Here is a 15,304-nt window from a genome sequence, read left to right on the forward strand (position 1 = left end):
GTGAGGAGGAAATTACAATGAGTAATCTAAAAAATATCCTATCCCTAATTCTTTTCTCCATATTCCTTATTTCTTACCTTTTGAAGCTCCTTATACTTTACAAAAAGAACCACATTAAAGGAAACGTATTAGCTAAAGGAAATAAACGATCTATGATCCATTATACCGAGCTGTTCGTTAAGACTACTACTTTTGTGTGGGGAGCAGCGTGGTTTACGTTTTCCTTAGCGGAGTCATACATAGTTACACTAGTAGGAGAACATTTTAATCATCCGGCGATTCACTTTATCGGTGTTGGTGTAGTAGCCCTCGGATGTTCCATTTTCATACAAGCAATGATTGCCATGCGTACTTCGTGGAGAGTTGGGATTGATAAGTCTACTGTAACAAAACTCATCACGCACGGTATATATAAATTTAGTAGAAACGCCGCATTTGTCGGTTTTGATCTCATGTTTCTTGGATTGTATCTTATGTATCCAAATTCATTAACACTAATTATATTCTTTCTTAACATTGTAGCCATTCATTTACTTATTCTTCAGGAAGAGCAGCATTTAAAATCTGTATTCGGAGATGAATATATTCAATATTGTAATAATACACCTAGATATATTTTATTTTGAAATCTTGCCTACTGTAAATCCTATGCTTTCAAGCACGCTACAATTTACATTTTTTACAATATCCGAAAACATTCTCTTAATGTAATTACTATAGTATGAGGTTGTAAACATACATTAGGAGGGAAATTATGAAATCACCGAAAAAGTACGGCGTTAAGACGGCAATTGTAGCGACTGCAGCAACTGCTCTCTTCGTTTCCAACGTAGTCACTACACAAGCACCAAATCAGGCCAATGCAGCTTCATCAAACACAAGAAATGTGATTCTGTTTGTCGGTGACGGAATGGGTACTGCCCAGCGCAATGCCATCCGCCTAGCTACAGTAGGTGAAAAAGGAAATCTAGCGATGGATTCTATGCCATATGCTGGACTAATTCATACAAGCTCCACTGTCCCTGTTACAGATTCAGCTGCTTCAGCAACAGCCTATGCCAGCGGAGTCAAGACATATAACGGTGCCATTGGGATGAATGCAGATAAAAAGTCCGTACAAACCATTATGGAATATGCAAAATCAGCAGGGAAATCTACAGGCGTTGTAACTACCAGCCAAATTACTGATGCTACAGGCGCCGCCTTCGGTGCTCATGTTGAAGATCGCTCCAAACAAAGTGATATCGCTCTGCAGCTTCTGACCAAGAGCAAAGTTGACGTTCTTCTTGGTGGAGGCGAAGACTTCTGGTATCCTGCTGGGAATCCAGGTAAGTTCGCAGATGAGCCAGCTGAAGATCCTTCAGAGAAGAGCAAAGGAACGCAAGGGAACCTTGTAGACAAAGCTAAACAGCTTGGATACTCCTACGTAACGAACAAAACCGATATGCAAAAGGCGAAAAGCGGCAAGCTTCTCGGGTTATTTGCAAATGAGGAAATGTTCCAGCAAAAGCCAGAGGGTGAAGGAGATATCTACAACCCGGTTGTATCCCTGCCTGAAATGACGAAAAAAGCGCTAGACACGCTTGCAGCAAATAAAAACGGATTTTTCCTGATGGTTGAAGAAGAGGGTACTGACGAATTTGCACACCAAAACAATGCCAAGATGACGATTAAAGCGGGACAAGAGTTAGATAAGTCCGTACAGATTGCCAAAGATTTCGCTAAAAAGAATCCGGATACCCTTGTCCTAGTTCTCGCCGACCATGAAACAGGTGGATTCTCTATTGAAGCCGTAGATGCTGAAGATGAATCAGGTGACGGCATTTCCAAAGAAGATGGTCCGTTTGCCATCGCTAACTCCAAACAGAATTTCGTTGTAGACTGGACAACTTCAGGTCATACAGCAGTGGATATTCCAATTACGGCCATGGGCAAAAACGCTCAGTTGTTTACAGGAGTATACGAAAATACCGAAGTATTCACTAAGGTTGCGCAAGCCATGGGCATTAAAGTGAAATAAATAGATCGAACAACATAAAAGACTAGCCAGACTTTCTGGTTAGTCTTTTTGATTGATGAATCGCAATCCCGGGTTCTCCCTTATACACTATGATGATCTCCATACCTACTTAGCATCTGTTCGAATAACAAACGTGATTTCCTTAGTCTGGTCTAGCCACTCGCCTGTCAGTCGAAATCCCCGTATAATTGCCCCTGATTCATAATCCTTACTATCTGAACTAAGAAAAGCCGCCATATTCGAATCGAGCTTAAAAGTAGCTGTCTTATCCGCCCATTCAACATTTACCGGCTCTGCTGTTTCTTTTTTATACTTTAAAGTACCATTATCTTTCAAAATATAATCTGTCAATTTGTAGCTGTTTGGGGCTGTATTACTAAATTCGATTTCTATGATTTCTCCAAGCTTCACATAGGGAATTGAAACATCCGGTTCAGTCATAAGGCTTTGGAAAGATACATTAACTTCTTCTGAATTAGTGTTCCTTTCAAGTGGCTTTAAGACAGATTGAATGACTCTCCCCTTGGTTGTAACCGTTACTTCCTTAATTACAGAATCACTTGCCTGTTCTTGATCGCAGGCTGAAAAAATAAACAGGAGTACAAGACCAAGGGTTAATAAGTATACTTTTCTCAAGGAACCCCCCCCTTCTTCATTTCAGTTACACCAGTTTATGGGAAAGCTCATGGATTAACTCTAGCTCATGTAATACCATACTTCGGGTATAAAAATATAGCTCTTCAGAGTAATCCAAATCTTCACCGTTCCCAACCACTAGGGATAACTGTTGTAAATGTTCCAGCTTCTCTTTCATGTAAGTCTCTCTGTAATCAAGTAATCTTCGGCGGGCTTCCTGATCCAGTAGCTCATAATAAGCAAGACGAATAGACCATTCATTATCAATACGAATAGTCTCCAGTGAAAATTCGTTCAAGCAGATATGAAACCGCTCCTCACCCTCGGCTGTGATGGAATACACATACCGTTTAGGCCGGTTTTCCTGCATTTCCGTTTTTTTAATCACCCAACCTCGCTTTTCAAACAATTTCAGCTTCGGATACAGCGAATTATTATTAACGATTTTATCGTTACTCATTACGAAAATGATATTTTTTTTAATCTCATAACCATGTTTTGACCCTTTCATTAATTGAGCCAGAATCAAGACTTCAATATCCATATTCATCCTCCGAACTACCGGACTTCATTTCCGGTCATTTTCTTATCTTACCTCAAGGACTGCATTTGTGCCAAATACTTCGTGATTTTATGCACATACTTTTATCGTTCTGTTCGATAATATAGGTTAAAATAACCTAGTTATTTTTAACCTATATATATAGAGAGAGGAAGTTATAGCATGGAATTCGCACATTTGTTCAGCAAAGGTACGATAGGAAATATGGAGCTTAAGAACCGGGTCATTTTGCCTGCCATGGGAACAAAAATGAATGCTCCGGGTGGGTATGTCAGCGAGCGCTTGAATGATTACCATGTAGCACGCGCAAAAGGAGGTAACGGCTTAAATACAGTTGAAGTAACAACCGTTCACCCAACGGCTGCTTCTGAGGATGCTCCAGCCATTTATGATGATAAATTCATTCCTGGTATGACCCAATTGGCTCATGCTATTCGTGATGCAGGCGGCAAAAGCTGTCTTCAGTTATGGCATGGAGGGAAAGTAACTCCCAACCTGATTCAAGTCTCCTCCTCCCCTGTCCCTTTCGAGGGTGTAACACATATCCCCCGAGAGCTGGAGAATCACGAAGTTAGTGAGATGGTTCAAGCTTACGCAGATGCTGCTTCACGTGCGAAAAAAGCTGGATTTGACAGTGTAGAATTCCATGCTGGTCATGGTTATTTGCCACAACAATTTCTAAGCCCAGCGATGAACTTCCGTCAGGATGAGTACGGCGGTTCCTGGGAGAATCGTTGTCGCTTTCCGCTCGCTTGTATCCGTGCCATTCGAGAAGCCGTTGGACCTAGGTTCCCTATCTTGATGAGAATCTCTGCTATCGAGGATCTTCCCGGCGGACTTACACTGGAAGATATGAAGCTCTTCTCGAAGCTCGCTGAGGATGCTGGTATTGATGCGATTAATGTATCGCGCGGAGTTCCAGCAGGCTCAGCTATTAAATATGAAGTACCACCTATCGATCTACCTGTGGGCTTCAATGTAGATAACGCAGCACAAATTAAATCCGTGGTTAACATTCCAGTTATAGCTGTAGGACGTATTAATGATCCAGCTATTGCTAATCGAATTATTGCCGAAGGACTGGCTGATTTCGTAGCTATTGGCCGCGCTCAATTGGCAGATCCTGAATTCTGTAACAAAGCATTAGCTGGACGCGCGGACACCATTGTTAAATGTGTGGGTTGTGATCAAGGCTGCTTCGATGGATTTGTAAATCCGAAGGTGCCTTTCATCAGCTGTGTATTTAATCCTGCTACCGGAAGAGAAAGTGAATATGAATTACAACGAGCGAGCACACCAAAAAAAGTACTTATAGCCGGTGGTGGGCCAGCCGGATTAGAAGCAGCAATCACACTGAAACGTCGTGGGCATTCTCCAATTTTATGCGAAAAAAATGACATTCTAGGCGGACAGCTTTATATCGCTGGTGCCGCACCGCGTAAAGAAGAAATGACCGCGGCTGCTCTGAATATGGGAGAGACCGCTAAACGTGAAGGTGTAGAAATTCGAATGAATACGGAGGTTACTCCAGAGCTTATTCAAGAAATTAGTCCGGATGAAGTCATTCTTGCAATCGGATCAGCCCCGATTATTCCTCCAGTAGAAGGTGTTCTGAGTAGTCATGTTGTAAATTCACATGATGTATTATGGGGAACAGCTCACCCTGAAGGTCGAGTTGTTATTATTGGAGGGGGTTTGGTCGGTCTCGAAGTCGCTGAGCTCCTGGTCGAACGCGGAAATCAAATCACTGTTGTAGAAATGCAAGCCGATGTAGCAAATGATCTGGGTATCCTTCGTAAAATCTGTGTAATGGAAAGCTTATATGGCCACGGTGTTAGATTAATGACCAACAGCAAGTGCATGACGATCCAAAAGAATAGCGTGATGGTTGAAAAAGATGGGGAGCTTCTCAGCCTCCCAGCCGATTATGTAGTAATCGCAGTAGGATCACGCGCCCTAAACAAGCACCCCCTTCAGAACTTCTTGGAGGAAAGCTCCATTCCTTATCATGTAATTGGGGATGCAGTACAAGCTCGCAGAGCGCTTAATGCTATTTGGGAGGGTGCAGAATTAGCTAGACGAATTTAGTTCATATAGTCAATTAGATTTATGAATAAACCCGGCAGGTCGCACCTGCCGGGTTGCGTTCTTATCAGAACTATCTGAAAAATCAACTTTCAGGGGCTAATAAGTGCGTTAGTGCCTGCACCTGTTCCATATGTATTCGTCTTCTATAAAGCACCTTAACTCGCCCTCATTCATGAACTTGATCTTCACCCCTGAACGATATTTTCATTCTCATGTCAATGTAGAAGACACGCTAAAATTGAGTATCGGCAGCCCGATAAAAGCAGCATATCTTTCAGCAGCTTTAAACACAGCTTCTTCAGCATTTCCAAGTTCTCTAAATGGATGAATGACTATCTCAATTCCTTTTTTCTTAATCGAACGTTTCCATGTACCTATAACTTGGCCACCAACAACAATCATAGGCAGGAAAACACCGTTGTTGCCAGGAACAATTAAAGGAGCCGTCTCAGGTTCAAGTACAGCACTCCGGTCTTTATAACCAAGAATGTACTCATCGAAACCTGGAAGTAAATAGATACCTGACTCTTCATCCGCTGAAACTACTCGATGGTTAGACATCCAATGCTCATTGCCATTTATATCTGTCGATTGAAGTTCTTTTTTCACAGATTCTAGCCCTCGTCTGGCATCTGTAAGGGTTATGCCTGCCCACCAAGCGAAGTCCTGAACGGTCGCTAATCCACGGGCTGTAAAATACCGCAAGGCGAGTTCTTGCAACGATTGTTCGTAAAATAGCTCTCGGCAATCTGGCACCCATTCCTCTAACAATACAATCGTTTGCTGTTTACCATTCATTGGACCAAAACAAATCAGTCCTTGATAGGCACTATTCCAGAGCATGTGATAACCGCGTTGATTCCCCGTGTAGATGCCTTCCTCTTCTATTAGCTGAAGTAGGACCGAACGATCCATATGCTTCCCGCCCTTTAGAGCATTCACAATAATTTCTCTACAGCGCTCCAGTGTCTGATCATCAAGTCCAAGCTCAGCCATTCGCCGCTTCGTTTGTGATGCTAAACGCGGTGCAGAGAGCTGTAGCATCCATTTTACATCTTCTGCTGGGACGAAATGAAGCGTACCTCGCAGCGTCCAAGTAAGAATAATCTTGCGGTCAGAGATTGCACGCTCTATATCAGCTAATTTCGTAGCAGGAGAACGTAGTCCGATGGCCCAAACCGCCTGCATATAGTCTTGCGCTTGCATAGCCCCCATTTTTTTCACGACCTGCTCTGGTGTGTGATGTAAAGAGCCTACAATCATTTGATTATACAACCTACTATTTGCAATAAGGTTATTCGTCACACTACTCCCCCTTTTCAGAAATGAATCCTCAAATTATATACTTCCAGTTATTTAACAAAATGGTTAAGTTCTTGCTCATGTCTATGTCGATATTACTATTGATTCTATTGAAATACGAGATTAAATTAGAATATGAACTCCATTCCATTGCATAATGTGCAATAGAAAGTCATATACAGACCTCAAAAAAAGGTTTCTGTTGCACTTCGTACATTAGAATTTGCTGAAAACCTTCAAAAAAGAGTTTTAACCTATACTTAATTGTAAAAAATGCAACAGAATTCAGATCCCCTTTCTTTTGGATCCATTCTGTTGCACGAAATACAACGTTAGGGATAAAATACCCTTTTATATTACAGACTGAAGGTATTTTCTTAACAGAGCCCTTCTTTTTAAAAGAAAAACGCTGCTTCTTCCGCTTGCTTCACTTGCTGCATCGCATTCGTGGTATTCACCAATTCATTAGCTAGTCGATTCAGTCTAAAAATAATATCATCATCCACAATTACTTTCCGGTCATATTGTTTCTCTTCAATAAAAACATACTTAGGAACCACCACCGCTCTCATATAAGAGAGGATCGGTTTCAGTTGTTGTTCTGCCACTAAGTAATGTTTTGAAGAACCTGCAGTTACTACAATACCGATAACTTTATCCTTAAACCCATTAACCGGGAGTAAATCAAATAGATTCTTAAGTGTTCCTGGAATCGAAGCTTGAAAAACTGGGGTGCCAATGATATATGCATCGGCGGCCATGATTTTCTCCAGAACAACTTTGGTATCACCTGTATAATCCATGTAGCTGCGTCCATCACTAAATTCCAGCTTATAATCTCCTAGATCAATTAGTTCTACGTCGAAATCCGGATGCTTTTCTGTGATGTTGTTAAGTGCTTGCTGTACAGCAATTCTAGTCTTCGATCCAACAATGGATCCTGAAATCCCAATGATCTTCATACTATCCCCTCTTTCTTATTTCTTAGCTGTAGCACGTCTTACGGCTGGTGCTACTTCAGATGCGAACAGGTCAATCATTTGTTCCACTTGAGCATAAGGTAACCCACCGACATCAATCTGAGCTAGAAAACGATTATGGCCATACATCTCATGTTGATAGAGGATCTTCTCCACAATTTGTTGCGGGCTTCCCACGAGCAGTGCATTTCTCACACTCATCGCTTCCGCAAATTGTTCTTTCGGATAGTAAGACCCACGAAGCTCTTTCATCAAGTGATTGATATATGGATAATAATCGCGGAATGCTTTTTGTGAGTCCGGATCAATATACATTAAAGAAGTTGTGCTGATGGGAAGGTCTGCTGGATTGAACCCTGACTCTGCAGCAACCATACGATACGCGTCTACAGAACCTTTAAAGGCAGATGATGGTCCACCAAGGGTGGTCAGCATCATCGGGGTCCCCATTCTTCCCGCCTTAATTGCACTTGCTGGAGGTCCCCCAACCGCTCGCCAAATTGGCAGCTTTCCATTTAAGGGCTTAGGGAAGATTTCCATATCATTTAATGCAGGGCGGAATTTCCCTTCCCACGTTATGCGATCGGACTCATTTATTTTCATGAGCAATTCAATTTTCTCTTCGAACAATTCTTCATAATCTCTTACGTCATAACCAAAAAGTTCATAGGCCCCGAGACGCGATCCACGTCCAGCAACAATCTCTGCTCTACCGCCTGATAACAAATCCAATGTTGCAAAGTCCTCATATACACGTACAGGATCTGCTGTACTTAGTACAGTTGCTGAACTGACAAGCTTTATACGTTCGGTTGCATTTGCAATGGCTCCAAGGACAACCGAGGCAGCTGAGGTAATGAATTTCGGTTGATGACTCTCGCCTACCCCAAATACATCTAATCCAGCATCCTCAGCTAATTTGGCAGCCGCTACGATCTCTTGAATCCGTTGTCGTTCACTAATTGCTTTTCCTGTTAAGGCATCTGTGGTGTGATCACCTAACGTGTATAAACCTAGCTCCAACCCTTTTTTCTCATCGATTCTATATTGTTCCATCATGATTATGTCCTCTTTTCATAGTTGTATTAGGTTTAGCGGATAGGATGAAGCTTCGATTCAATCTCTTCACGACGTTCTTCCAGAAATGAAGGTAAGGTCAAATTCTCTCCTAGCGCGTCAAAAGTTTCATCAATCTCAAATCCCGGGCCATCTGTAGCAAGCTCAAAAAGAATATGGTTCGGATCCCGGAAATACAAGGAATGGAAGTAATAACGATCAATGACCCCTGTATTTTTAAAGCCTGCAGCAGTGATCTTGGCGGCCCATTCGGTTAGTTCTTCGACATCCTTAACTCTTATAGCCACATGATGGATGCTCCCTTTACCCGGTCTCTCCCGATCTTTGTCATTTACTTCTTTGACCTGGAGCTCGGTGTATAAACCACCCTTCCCCGTTTCATATATATCTACCATAATCTTGGAATCACCCATGGAGGGTACTGTCCGAACTTGTGTATAGCCCAAGATATCTTCCAAAACCGTCTTTGTGCGGCCAGCCTCACTTACAGTCAATTCAACGGGTCCTAACCCAACGATGGCATACTTTGGAGGGATGTCTTCTGTAATCCACGGTTCAACTAGCTCGATACCGTTATCTTTTTCAGCCGATACTAAATGGACCGTCAATTCATCTCTATCATAAAAAGTAAGCGACTTACGTTCCCCGATACTTACAATCGCTTCATGAGGAACTTCAAAAGAATCTAATCGACTAGCCCAATATGACAAGGCTTCATCGCTAGGAACAAGAAGGGAGAAAGAACTAATACTGTTCGTCCCTTTGCGGGTCTGACCTGCATTTGGCATTTCAAAAAAAGATACTTCGGTTCCAGGAGCACCATTACGATTTCCATAAAATAGATGGTACATGGATGGATCATCTTGATTGACCGTTTTCTTTACAAGTCTCAGTCCCAGGACCTCTGTATAAAACCATAAGTTTTGTTTAGCGTCCTTAGTAAGCATAGACACATGATGTTGTCCGTTTATGGGTTGTTGTTTCATTTTAAAAACCTCCTAATGAGTTTTGTCGAATTTAAGTTTACTAGTATACTGATGAGGAAAAAAGTAAACTTTATTATCAATAAAGCTTTTGCGACACTACTGAACACCTCGCGGGAGTCGATTCTCATCTTGGCTATGGCGATGAATCTTTTTAAGCATGCTGTAAAACACTTTTTTCTCCTCATCTGTCAGTGGATCGAATAACGAGGCTTGGAAATCCGATTGCAAGGGCAGTACCTTCTCAATAAGTGTTTGGCCCTTTTCCGTTAAAGTAATGTACTTCACTTTCCAATCCTGTTTGCGTTCAATCCATCCTTCCTTCTCTAATCTGCCAAGCATATGGGATACCCCACCTTTAGTAATGGTTAGATGCTCGGCAATTTCCATCTGTGTTACAGGCTGATGTAATAATATTTGTACCAAGGTATCGAATTGATTAACTGTTAAATTAAATTGCTTCAAGAATTCATTGGAAAGATCGTTACTATTCTCATATACCCTAACCAGCCGCAACCAGATCAATAAGCTTAATTGGTTATCTTCAGTGAATCCATTGTTTCTCATTTGGTCACGTCCATCGTTTGTTTATTTTATGTGTTATTTGATTTGTTAATATGAGTATACTAGTAAACTGACGAGTAGTCAAGCTCAGTAGAAATCCTACACGCTTGCCAAATACCACTTCGGAATATAGGTTTGAAAATCATCATACCACTCCAGAACACTCTCCGCTCGGCTCAGCATATTAGTAACTTCCCTTTGACCAACCCTTATGAACCGGTTTAACTACCTCCCGTGTAGAAGCATTCGGGATGTCACTAAAAAATGGAATCATTTCACAACCTCCTTTTAATCAAACTGCTTCACAAAATAGAAAAATTTTCTTATTTATTTCTCAGAAGATTTTTTTATTCAATTGATGTTAGAACAACAATAGTGTATGACGCATAGTATAGATCGAATACTGTATGACACATAGTAAGAATAAACGGCTTCGACGTCCTCTCAAGGACAGCAAGCGTTTAAACCTAAAATATAAGAACAATTTATAAGCAATTATAAATCCTTATATTTTAAATAATGAGGTGGGTGAATGAGTACTTTATTAAATTCTTTAATCACAGAGCTTAGAAGAGGTACGTTAACGCTAGCCGTTTTAAGTCAATTACGAACACCCCAGTATGGATATTCGCTCGTTCAATTGTTGGAGGAATCCAGCATCATCATCGATCAAAGCACCCTATATCCATTACTTCGCCGATTAGAGAAACAGGAATTAGTGACGAGCAGCTGGGACACATCCGAGAGCAGACCCCGTAAGTATTATGTTCTAAGTGACTATGGCGTAGAAATTTTTTTACAGCTAAAGGAAGAATGGCTTAAGAATTCGAAAGAGCTCTACGGCCTATTACAAGGGGAGGATGACCATGAATCTAATTGAGATTTACATTCATGAAGTGACTCGGAGGTTACCGGAACAAAATCGGGAGGATATCGCTCTCGAATTACGATCTACCATCGAGGATATGTTACCGGATGATTATGACGAAAAAGAGGTAAAAGCCGTCCTTACAAAATTGGGCAATCCCGCTATTTTAGCTAGTGAGTATCGCGATCAGCCCATGTATCTCATCGGCCCACGCTATTTCGATTTATATGTTACGTTGTTAAAAATGATTATACCAATCGCTGTAGTTGTTTCTTTAATCGCTCTGGTTGCTGATTACTTGATTGGCTATAGCGGAGATAAAACAGTTGCGGATATTGTTACTGCAGTTATAAGTAGAGGAATTGGAACCTTCCTTGAAGTAGGAATCCAAGTCTTTTTTTGGATAACTGTTGTGTTCGCTATTATCGAACGGGCGGATAAAGGAAAGGAAGGTCATCCACTTACTACAAAATTAAGGAAATGGACTCCTGATGATTTGAAGGATATCGCGCTTGTCCATAAGAAAAAAGCAATTACAAGCTTCGAAGTGTTCGGAAGTTTACTGTGGACTGCCATTTGGGCTACTGTTTATTTTAATGCTGAACACCTGATCAGAGTCTATAGAGGCGGTGAAGGCGCACTTAACTTCGTAGCCCCAGCTTTTAATCAGCATGTGTTACTTGATTATTGGCCTATTATTCTTATTGTGATCGGATTAGAAGTCGCATTAACTATATATAAATTAATCAAGAGACAATGGACTAGAGAATTAGCATTATGTAATACGGCCCTCGAGCTCATTGTGCTTATTGTATTCGCTATTATCCTTATAAATCCGAATGTATTTAACCAAGAATTCATTAACTACATGTCTAATTTATTAACTACTACAGCTAACCAGTTTGAAACGGGGCTAGTAGGTGGAGGAATAGCGGTCTTGATTTTAATTGCGGTCCTCAATATATATGAAGGCTTCCGCAAGGCTCGCCTTTAGTATTCACAGAACGGCGATTCTCCTGTTATTTGGAGAATCGCCGCTTTGTATTCTGATTCGTTGGCTGCCTGCTTCAACAGCTTCAACAGCTTTCACAGTGTCAGTCAGCACCCTCTAAGTGTTACGGACCCAGAGGACGTTATTTGCGAATTTCCAGCCTTTAAAACAGAGTTTCGGACAATAGAGTGCCCCAGCAGCCATTCATGACTTATGGGACACTCTATCTGGTTTAATTAAAGAAGCTCAAGCTCAATAACCGTATCCATCTCGTCGGGAAGCTTAGCCCCTTTTAATGTAATAAACGCCCCACCGTCAACATCCGAATATTCCTCAGCCATCCACGGCACCTCCACCTTTAGCTCGGTACCATCACGTAGTAATCTAGCCTTTTTAATCTTCCCTTTCAAGCCTTGGAAATAGATCGGGCCAATTCCACGGTCGTAGACGTGCGCATACAACTTGTTGCCCTTTTGCGTATAACGTCCCCACTCTGGCTTAGGCAGCGAAGACTTCCCGCATCCATAAATACTATCGCCATTAAGGCGCATCCACTCCCCAACTTCGTCAAGGATAACCAGTGATTCCCGTGTCATTTCACCTTTAGCATCTGGTCCAACATTAAGGAGGAGGTTACCATTCTTACTGATACATTCGACCATTGAGCGAATGACCTGCTGGGTTGATTTATAATTTTTATCTTCGGAATGGTAGCCCCAGTTATCATTAAGCGTAATGCATGCTTCCCATGGAATGGATTGACCATTCACGTCAACAATGCCACCGGGAGGAATGATCTGCTCTGGAGAAAAGAAATCTCCAGCATATTCTTCTGGCTCGGCCGCGCGGATATTCCCACCCAAACGATTGTCGATAATAATATCCGGCTGGATAGAGCGAATCATACGGATTAGCTTCGTTGCTTTCCATTTCTCCCCGGTCATATTGTCATAGGAGAAATCAAACCACATGATGTCGATTTTGCCGTAATTCGTCAACAGTTCCTTCACTTGTCCATGCATATACTCCAAGTATCGATCAAAATCAATCGGCTTGTCTTTAGCCGCTTCGTTATCCCGATCAGGATGCGCTTTATCACCATATCCAGGGTAGTCATCATGATGCCAATCAATAATAGAGTAATACAGACCTACAGCAATACCTTCCGCCCGGAAAGCGTCTACATATTCTCGAACGAGATCACGTCCAGCAGGCGTGTTAGTCGCTTTAAAATCTGTTAGCTTGCTATCAAACAAGCAGAATCCGTCGTGGTGCTTGGTCGTAAGAACCGCATACTTCTGCCCCGCTGCTTTTGCTGCGCTGGCCCACTTCTTCGGGTCATATCGAGATGCGTCAAATTCATCGAAATACGTCATATAATGCTCTCTACTCATTCGCTCGTTTCCACGAATCCACTCACCTCGTGCTGGAATTGAATATAATCCCCAATGAATGAACATACCGAATCTATCCTGTAAGAACCATCTCGTTCTTTCTTCTCTTGTACCCATCTCTTCAGCCCCTCCGTTTTCGCTAGCTTTGATAAATAGTTCAGATAGTCTAGACGGTATGAAATAATGCTGCAGCGCCTATAAGACCTACATCATCCCTCAGACCTGCTGATTCAATAGTATAAGTTCCTTTATACGGCTTCATGACAAGTTCCTCTGTTTTCTCTCTCAGCGCTGGAAACAGTAGTTCACCAGCTTTGCTTACGCCTCCACCAATTACAATACGATCAGGATTAAACGTATGTACCGCGTTAGCTAATCCAATCGCCATATAATGAATCGTTCGCTCAATCACCTCAACAGCCACCGGATCTTTTAGTGCCATCGCTTCGAAGACGTGTCGAGAATTAATCTTTTCACCACTTCTACTAGCCAGCTCTGTAATCATCGACGTTCTGCTCTCCATACTCCGCAGTGCCATATCCCGAATCGCTGTACCCGAAGCAAATACTTCCCAGCATCCATATCTTCCACAGCTACATTCCGTTCCGTTCGGGTCAATAATATTATGACCGAGTTCTCCTGCAAATGAGTTCGTTCCGAGCAGTAGCTCACCATCCATAACAATTCCAGCTCCAATTCCTGTGCTGAAGGTAACATACACCATGTTGTTCGAGCCTTTACCAGCCCCTCTTACATACTCGCCCCAAGCCGCAGCGTTCGCATCGTTTACCACCTTCACTTCTATGCCAAGTTCTGACTCCATCCAATGTTTCAGTGGAACATTATCCCATTCAGGAAGATTGGTACCGTGAATTACGATTCCATCCTGGCTATTCACAGCTCCAGGTGAAGCCAGTCCGACTCCAATCAGCGGTCGCCCTTCGGATACAGAGCGGATCATTCCGATCATTCGCTGCACCACCTCTTCAGCGGTGCGCGCGCCAGCTGTCTCCATTAATTCCCGATTCAACATGGTACCCTTTGAATCGAATAATGCTGCGGCAATTTTTGTTCCGCCTAAATCAATTCCTACTACATAGCTCTCAGCCTTATGCATAACCATTCACCTTTTCACTATCTATTATTAGCCGTTCGAATGAATATTCTTAGCTAACGCCCGCAGGGCTACTGGATCGATTGGCGACAAAGCATCTTTGCCATGACGAACAGCCGATCCAAAATGTACTTCTGTGACTCCGGTCTGTTGAATAAACGATGTAATACCTTCTGGCTTCAAACCACTTCCAGCCAAAATACTTATCGAACTACCTCTTGATTCCTCTACTAGCCTACGCATAGCGGGAATGGCTTCAGGTGCCGGACCTGGTCCAGCAGAGGTAAGTATACGAGTGATTTGCGGGTAATTACAAAGCGTCCGATAACCTGCAATTTGGTCCTCCAGCTCATCAAAAGCACGATGGAAGGTTACTTGTAAGCCATCTGTCAATGGCAATAATATTTCAAGCGCATGCTCATCGATCTTTTTTTCCGGTGTTAATGCGCCAAGAACAACTCCCGAAGCACCACTGGCTGCAATCTGCCTGATCTCTGCAGCCATGGTCAAAATATCATCCTTGGAATAGTTAAATGATCGACTGTGCGGACGGACCATAACAAAGACAGGAATGCTAACCGATTTGGCTACCTGCTCCACCAACCCTATTCCTGGTGTTAATCCACCTTCCGTAATGGCAGTAATAAGCTCAAGACGATCTGCGCCATTCGCCTCAGCCGTCAGAGCATCATCCATACAAGTAGCGATGATTTCCAATCTCATAA

At 42.3% G+C, this 15,304-nt stretch carries 15 protein-coding genes; 5 read left to right on the plus strand and 10 right to left on the minus strand.

Going from position 1 to position 15,304, the window contains the following annotated elements:
- Window positions 1-17: 17 nt before the first annotated feature.
- Window positions 18-626 carry an isoprenylcysteine carboxylmethyltransferase family protein gene (locus MKY19_RS20125; protein ID WP_339797232.1) on the plus strand — a complete coding sequence of 203 codons (609 nt, stop codon included), beginning with the start codon at window positions 18-20 and terminating at the stop codon, window positions 624-626.
- Between the two features lie 128 nt (window positions 627-754).
- The gene (locus MKY19_RS20130; RefSeq protein ID WP_339797234.1) at window positions 755-2,020 is read left to right on the plus strand and encodes an alkaline phosphatase; all 1,266 of its coding nucleotides are present in this window, start codon (window positions 755-757) and stop codon (window positions 2,018-2,020) included.
- Window positions 2,021-2,125: 105 nt separating this feature from the next.
- Here MKY19_RS20130 and MKY19_RS20135 read toward each other — a convergent pair whose 3' ends face one another.
- Both MKY19_RS20135 and MKY19_RS20140 read right to left on the minus strand, forming a co-directional pair.
- A complete protein-coding gene (locus tag MKY19_RS20135) occupies window positions 2,126-2,656 on the minus strand; it encodes a hypothetical protein (protein ID WP_339797236.1) in 531 nt (176 codons plus the stop codon).
- 25 nt (window positions 2,657-2,681) lie between these two features.
- Window positions 2,682-3,200 (minus strand): PadR family transcriptional regulator, encoded by a 519-nt coding sequence (locus tag MKY19_RS20140; RefSeq protein ID WP_339266004.1) that lies wholly within the window; start codon window positions 3,198-3,200, stop codon window positions 2,682-2,684.
- A 180-nt stretch (window positions 3,201-3,380) separates the two neighbouring features.
- Between MKY19_RS20140 and MKY19_RS20145 the strand changes: the two genes are divergently transcribed.
- Window positions 3,381-5,306, plus strand: coding sequence for an FAD-dependent oxidoreductase (locus tag MKY19_RS20145; protein WP_339797239.1), 1,926 nt, complete (start codon window positions 3,381-3,383; stop codon window positions 5,304-5,306).
- A 210-nt stretch (window positions 5,307-5,516) separates the two neighbouring features.
- Here MKY19_RS20145 and MKY19_RS20150 read toward each other — a convergent pair whose 3' ends face one another.
- From MKY19_RS20150 to MKY19_RS20170, 5 genes are all read right to left on the minus strand, one after another.
- Entirely contained in the window at window positions 5,517-6,611 is a 1,095-nt protein-coding gene (locus MKY19_RS20150) for a winged helix DNA-binding domain-containing protein (protein WP_339797241.1), read from the minus strand.
- Window positions 6,612-7,003: 392 nt separating this feature from the next.
- Window positions 7,004-7,570 carry an NADPH-dependent FMN reductase gene (locus MKY19_RS20155; protein WP_042189896.1) on the minus strand — a complete coding sequence of 189 codons (567 nt, stop codon included), beginning with the start codon at window positions 7,568-7,570 and terminating at the stop codon, window positions 7,004-7,006.
- Window positions 7,571-7,585: 15 nt separating this feature from the next.
- A complete protein-coding gene (locus MKY19_RS20160; protein ID WP_339797243.1) occupies window positions 7,586-8,647 on the minus strand; it encodes an LLM class flavin-dependent oxidoreductase in 1,062 nt (353 codons plus the stop codon).
- Between the two features lie 32 nt (window positions 8,648-8,679).
- Window positions 8,680-9,651, minus strand: coding sequence for a ring-cleaving dioxygenase (locus tag MKY19_RS20165; RefSeq protein WP_042189898.1), 972 nt, complete (start codon window positions 9,649-9,651; stop codon window positions 8,680-8,682).
- 96 nt (window positions 9,652-9,747) lie between these two features.
- A complete protein-coding gene (locus MKY19_RS20170) occupies window positions 9,748-10,215 on the minus strand; it encodes a MarR family transcriptional regulator (RefSeq protein ID WP_042189900.1) in 468 nt (155 codons plus the stop codon).
- A 529-nt stretch (window positions 10,216-10,744) separates the two neighbouring features.
- Between MKY19_RS20170 and MKY19_RS20175 the strand changes: the two genes are divergently transcribed.
- Window positions 10,745-11,092, plus strand: a complete 348-nt coding sequence (locus tag MKY19_RS20175) for a PadR family transcriptional regulator (protein WP_042189902.1) — start codon at window positions 10,745-10,747, stop codon at window positions 11,090-11,092.
- Window positions 11,079-12,074, plus strand: a complete 996-nt coding sequence (locus MKY19_RS20180) for a hypothetical protein (RefSeq protein ID WP_042189905.1) — start codon at window positions 11,079-11,081, stop codon at window positions 12,072-12,074. Before MKY19_RS20175 ends, MKY19_RS20180 begins: the two co-directional genes overlap by 14 nt.
- A gap of 233 nt (window positions 12,075-12,307) precedes the next feature.
- Here MKY19_RS20180 and MKY19_RS20185 read toward each other — a convergent pair whose 3' ends face one another.
- Genes MKY19_RS20185 through MKY19_RS20195 form a run of 3 tightly spaced genes read right to left on the minus strand, consistent with a single transcriptional unit; the run spans window position 12,308 to window position 15,302 of the window.
- Entirely contained in the window at window positions 12,308-13,582 is a 1,275-nt protein-coding gene (locus tag MKY19_RS20185; RefSeq protein WP_339797246.1) for an alpha-L-fucosidase, read from the minus strand.
- A gap of 49 nt (window positions 13,583-13,631) precedes the next feature.
- On the minus strand, window positions 13,632-14,582 hold the full coding sequence (locus tag MKY19_RS20190; protein ID WP_143764145.1) for an ROK family protein: 951 nt from the start codon (window positions 14,580-14,582) through the stop codon (window positions 13,632-13,634).
- Between the two features lie 27 nt (window positions 14,583-14,609).
- Window positions 14,610-15,302 (minus strand): copper homeostasis protein CutC, encoded by a 693-nt coding sequence (locus MKY19_RS20195; RefSeq protein WP_076300524.1) that lies wholly within the window; start codon window positions 15,300-15,302, stop codon window positions 14,610-14,612.
- Between the last annotated feature and the right edge of the window lie 2 nt (window positions 15,303-15,304).

Source organism: Paenibacillus sp. FSL R5-0744, from assembly GCF_037972555.1.
Taxonomy (GTDB): domain Bacteria; phylum Bacillota; class Bacilli; order Paenibacillales; family Paenibacillaceae; genus Paenibacillus_AQ.

What these genes read in the sequence shown, in the direction of transcription:
- MKY19_RS20125 (WP_339797232.1), top strand. Translation starts at nt 18, where the DNA reads ATGAGTAATCTAAAAAATATCCTATCCCTAATTCTTTTCTCCATATTC.
- MKY19_RS20130 (WP_339797234.1), top strand. Translation starts at nt 755, where the DNA reads ATGAAATCACCGAAAAAGTACGGCGTTAAGACGGCAATTGTAGCGACT.
- MKY19_RS20140 (WP_339266004.1), bottom strand. Translation starts at nt 3,200, where the DNA reads ATGGATATTGAAGTCTTGATTCTGGCTCAATTAATGAAAGGGTCAAAA.
- MKY19_RS20145 (WP_339797239.1), top strand. Translation starts at nt 3,381, where the DNA reads ATGGAATTCGCACATTTGTTCAGCAAAGGTACGATAGGAAATATGGAG.
- MKY19_RS20155 (WP_042189896.1), bottom strand. Translation starts at nt 7,570, where the DNA reads ATGAAGATCATTGGGATTTCAGGATCCATTGTTGGATCGAAGACTAGA.
- MKY19_RS20160 (WP_339797243.1), bottom strand. Translation starts at nt 8,647, where the DNA reads ATGATGGAACAATATAGAATCGATGAGAAAAAAGGGTTGGAGCTAGGT.
- MKY19_RS20165 (WP_042189898.1), bottom strand. Translation starts at nt 9,651, where the DNA reads ATGAAACAACAACCCATAAACGGACAACATCATGTGTCTATGCTTACT.
- MKY19_RS20170 (WP_042189900.1), bottom strand. Translation starts at nt 10,215, where the DNA reads ATGAGAAACAATGGATTCACTGAAGATAACCAATTAAGCTTATTGATC.
- MKY19_RS20175 (WP_042189902.1), top strand. Translation starts at nt 10,745, where the DNA reads ATGAGTACTTTATTAAATTCTTTAATCACAGAGCTTAGAAGAGGTACG.
- MKY19_RS20180 (WP_042189905.1), top strand. Translation starts at nt 11,079, where the DNA reads ATGAATCTAATTGAGATTTACATTCATGAAGTGACTCGGAGGTTACCG.
- MKY19_RS20185 (WP_339797246.1), bottom strand. Translation starts at nt 13,582, where the DNA reads ATGGGTACAAGAGAAGAAAGAACGAGATGGTTCTTACAGGATAGATTC.
- MKY19_RS20190 (WP_143764145.1), bottom strand. Translation starts at nt 14,582, where the DNA reads ATGCATAAGGCTGAGAGCTATGTAGTAGGAATTGATTTAGGCGGAACA.
- MKY19_RS20195 (WP_076300524.1), bottom strand. Translation starts at nt 15,302, where the DNA reads ATGAGATTGGAAATCATCGCTACTTGTATGGATGATGCTCTGACGGCT.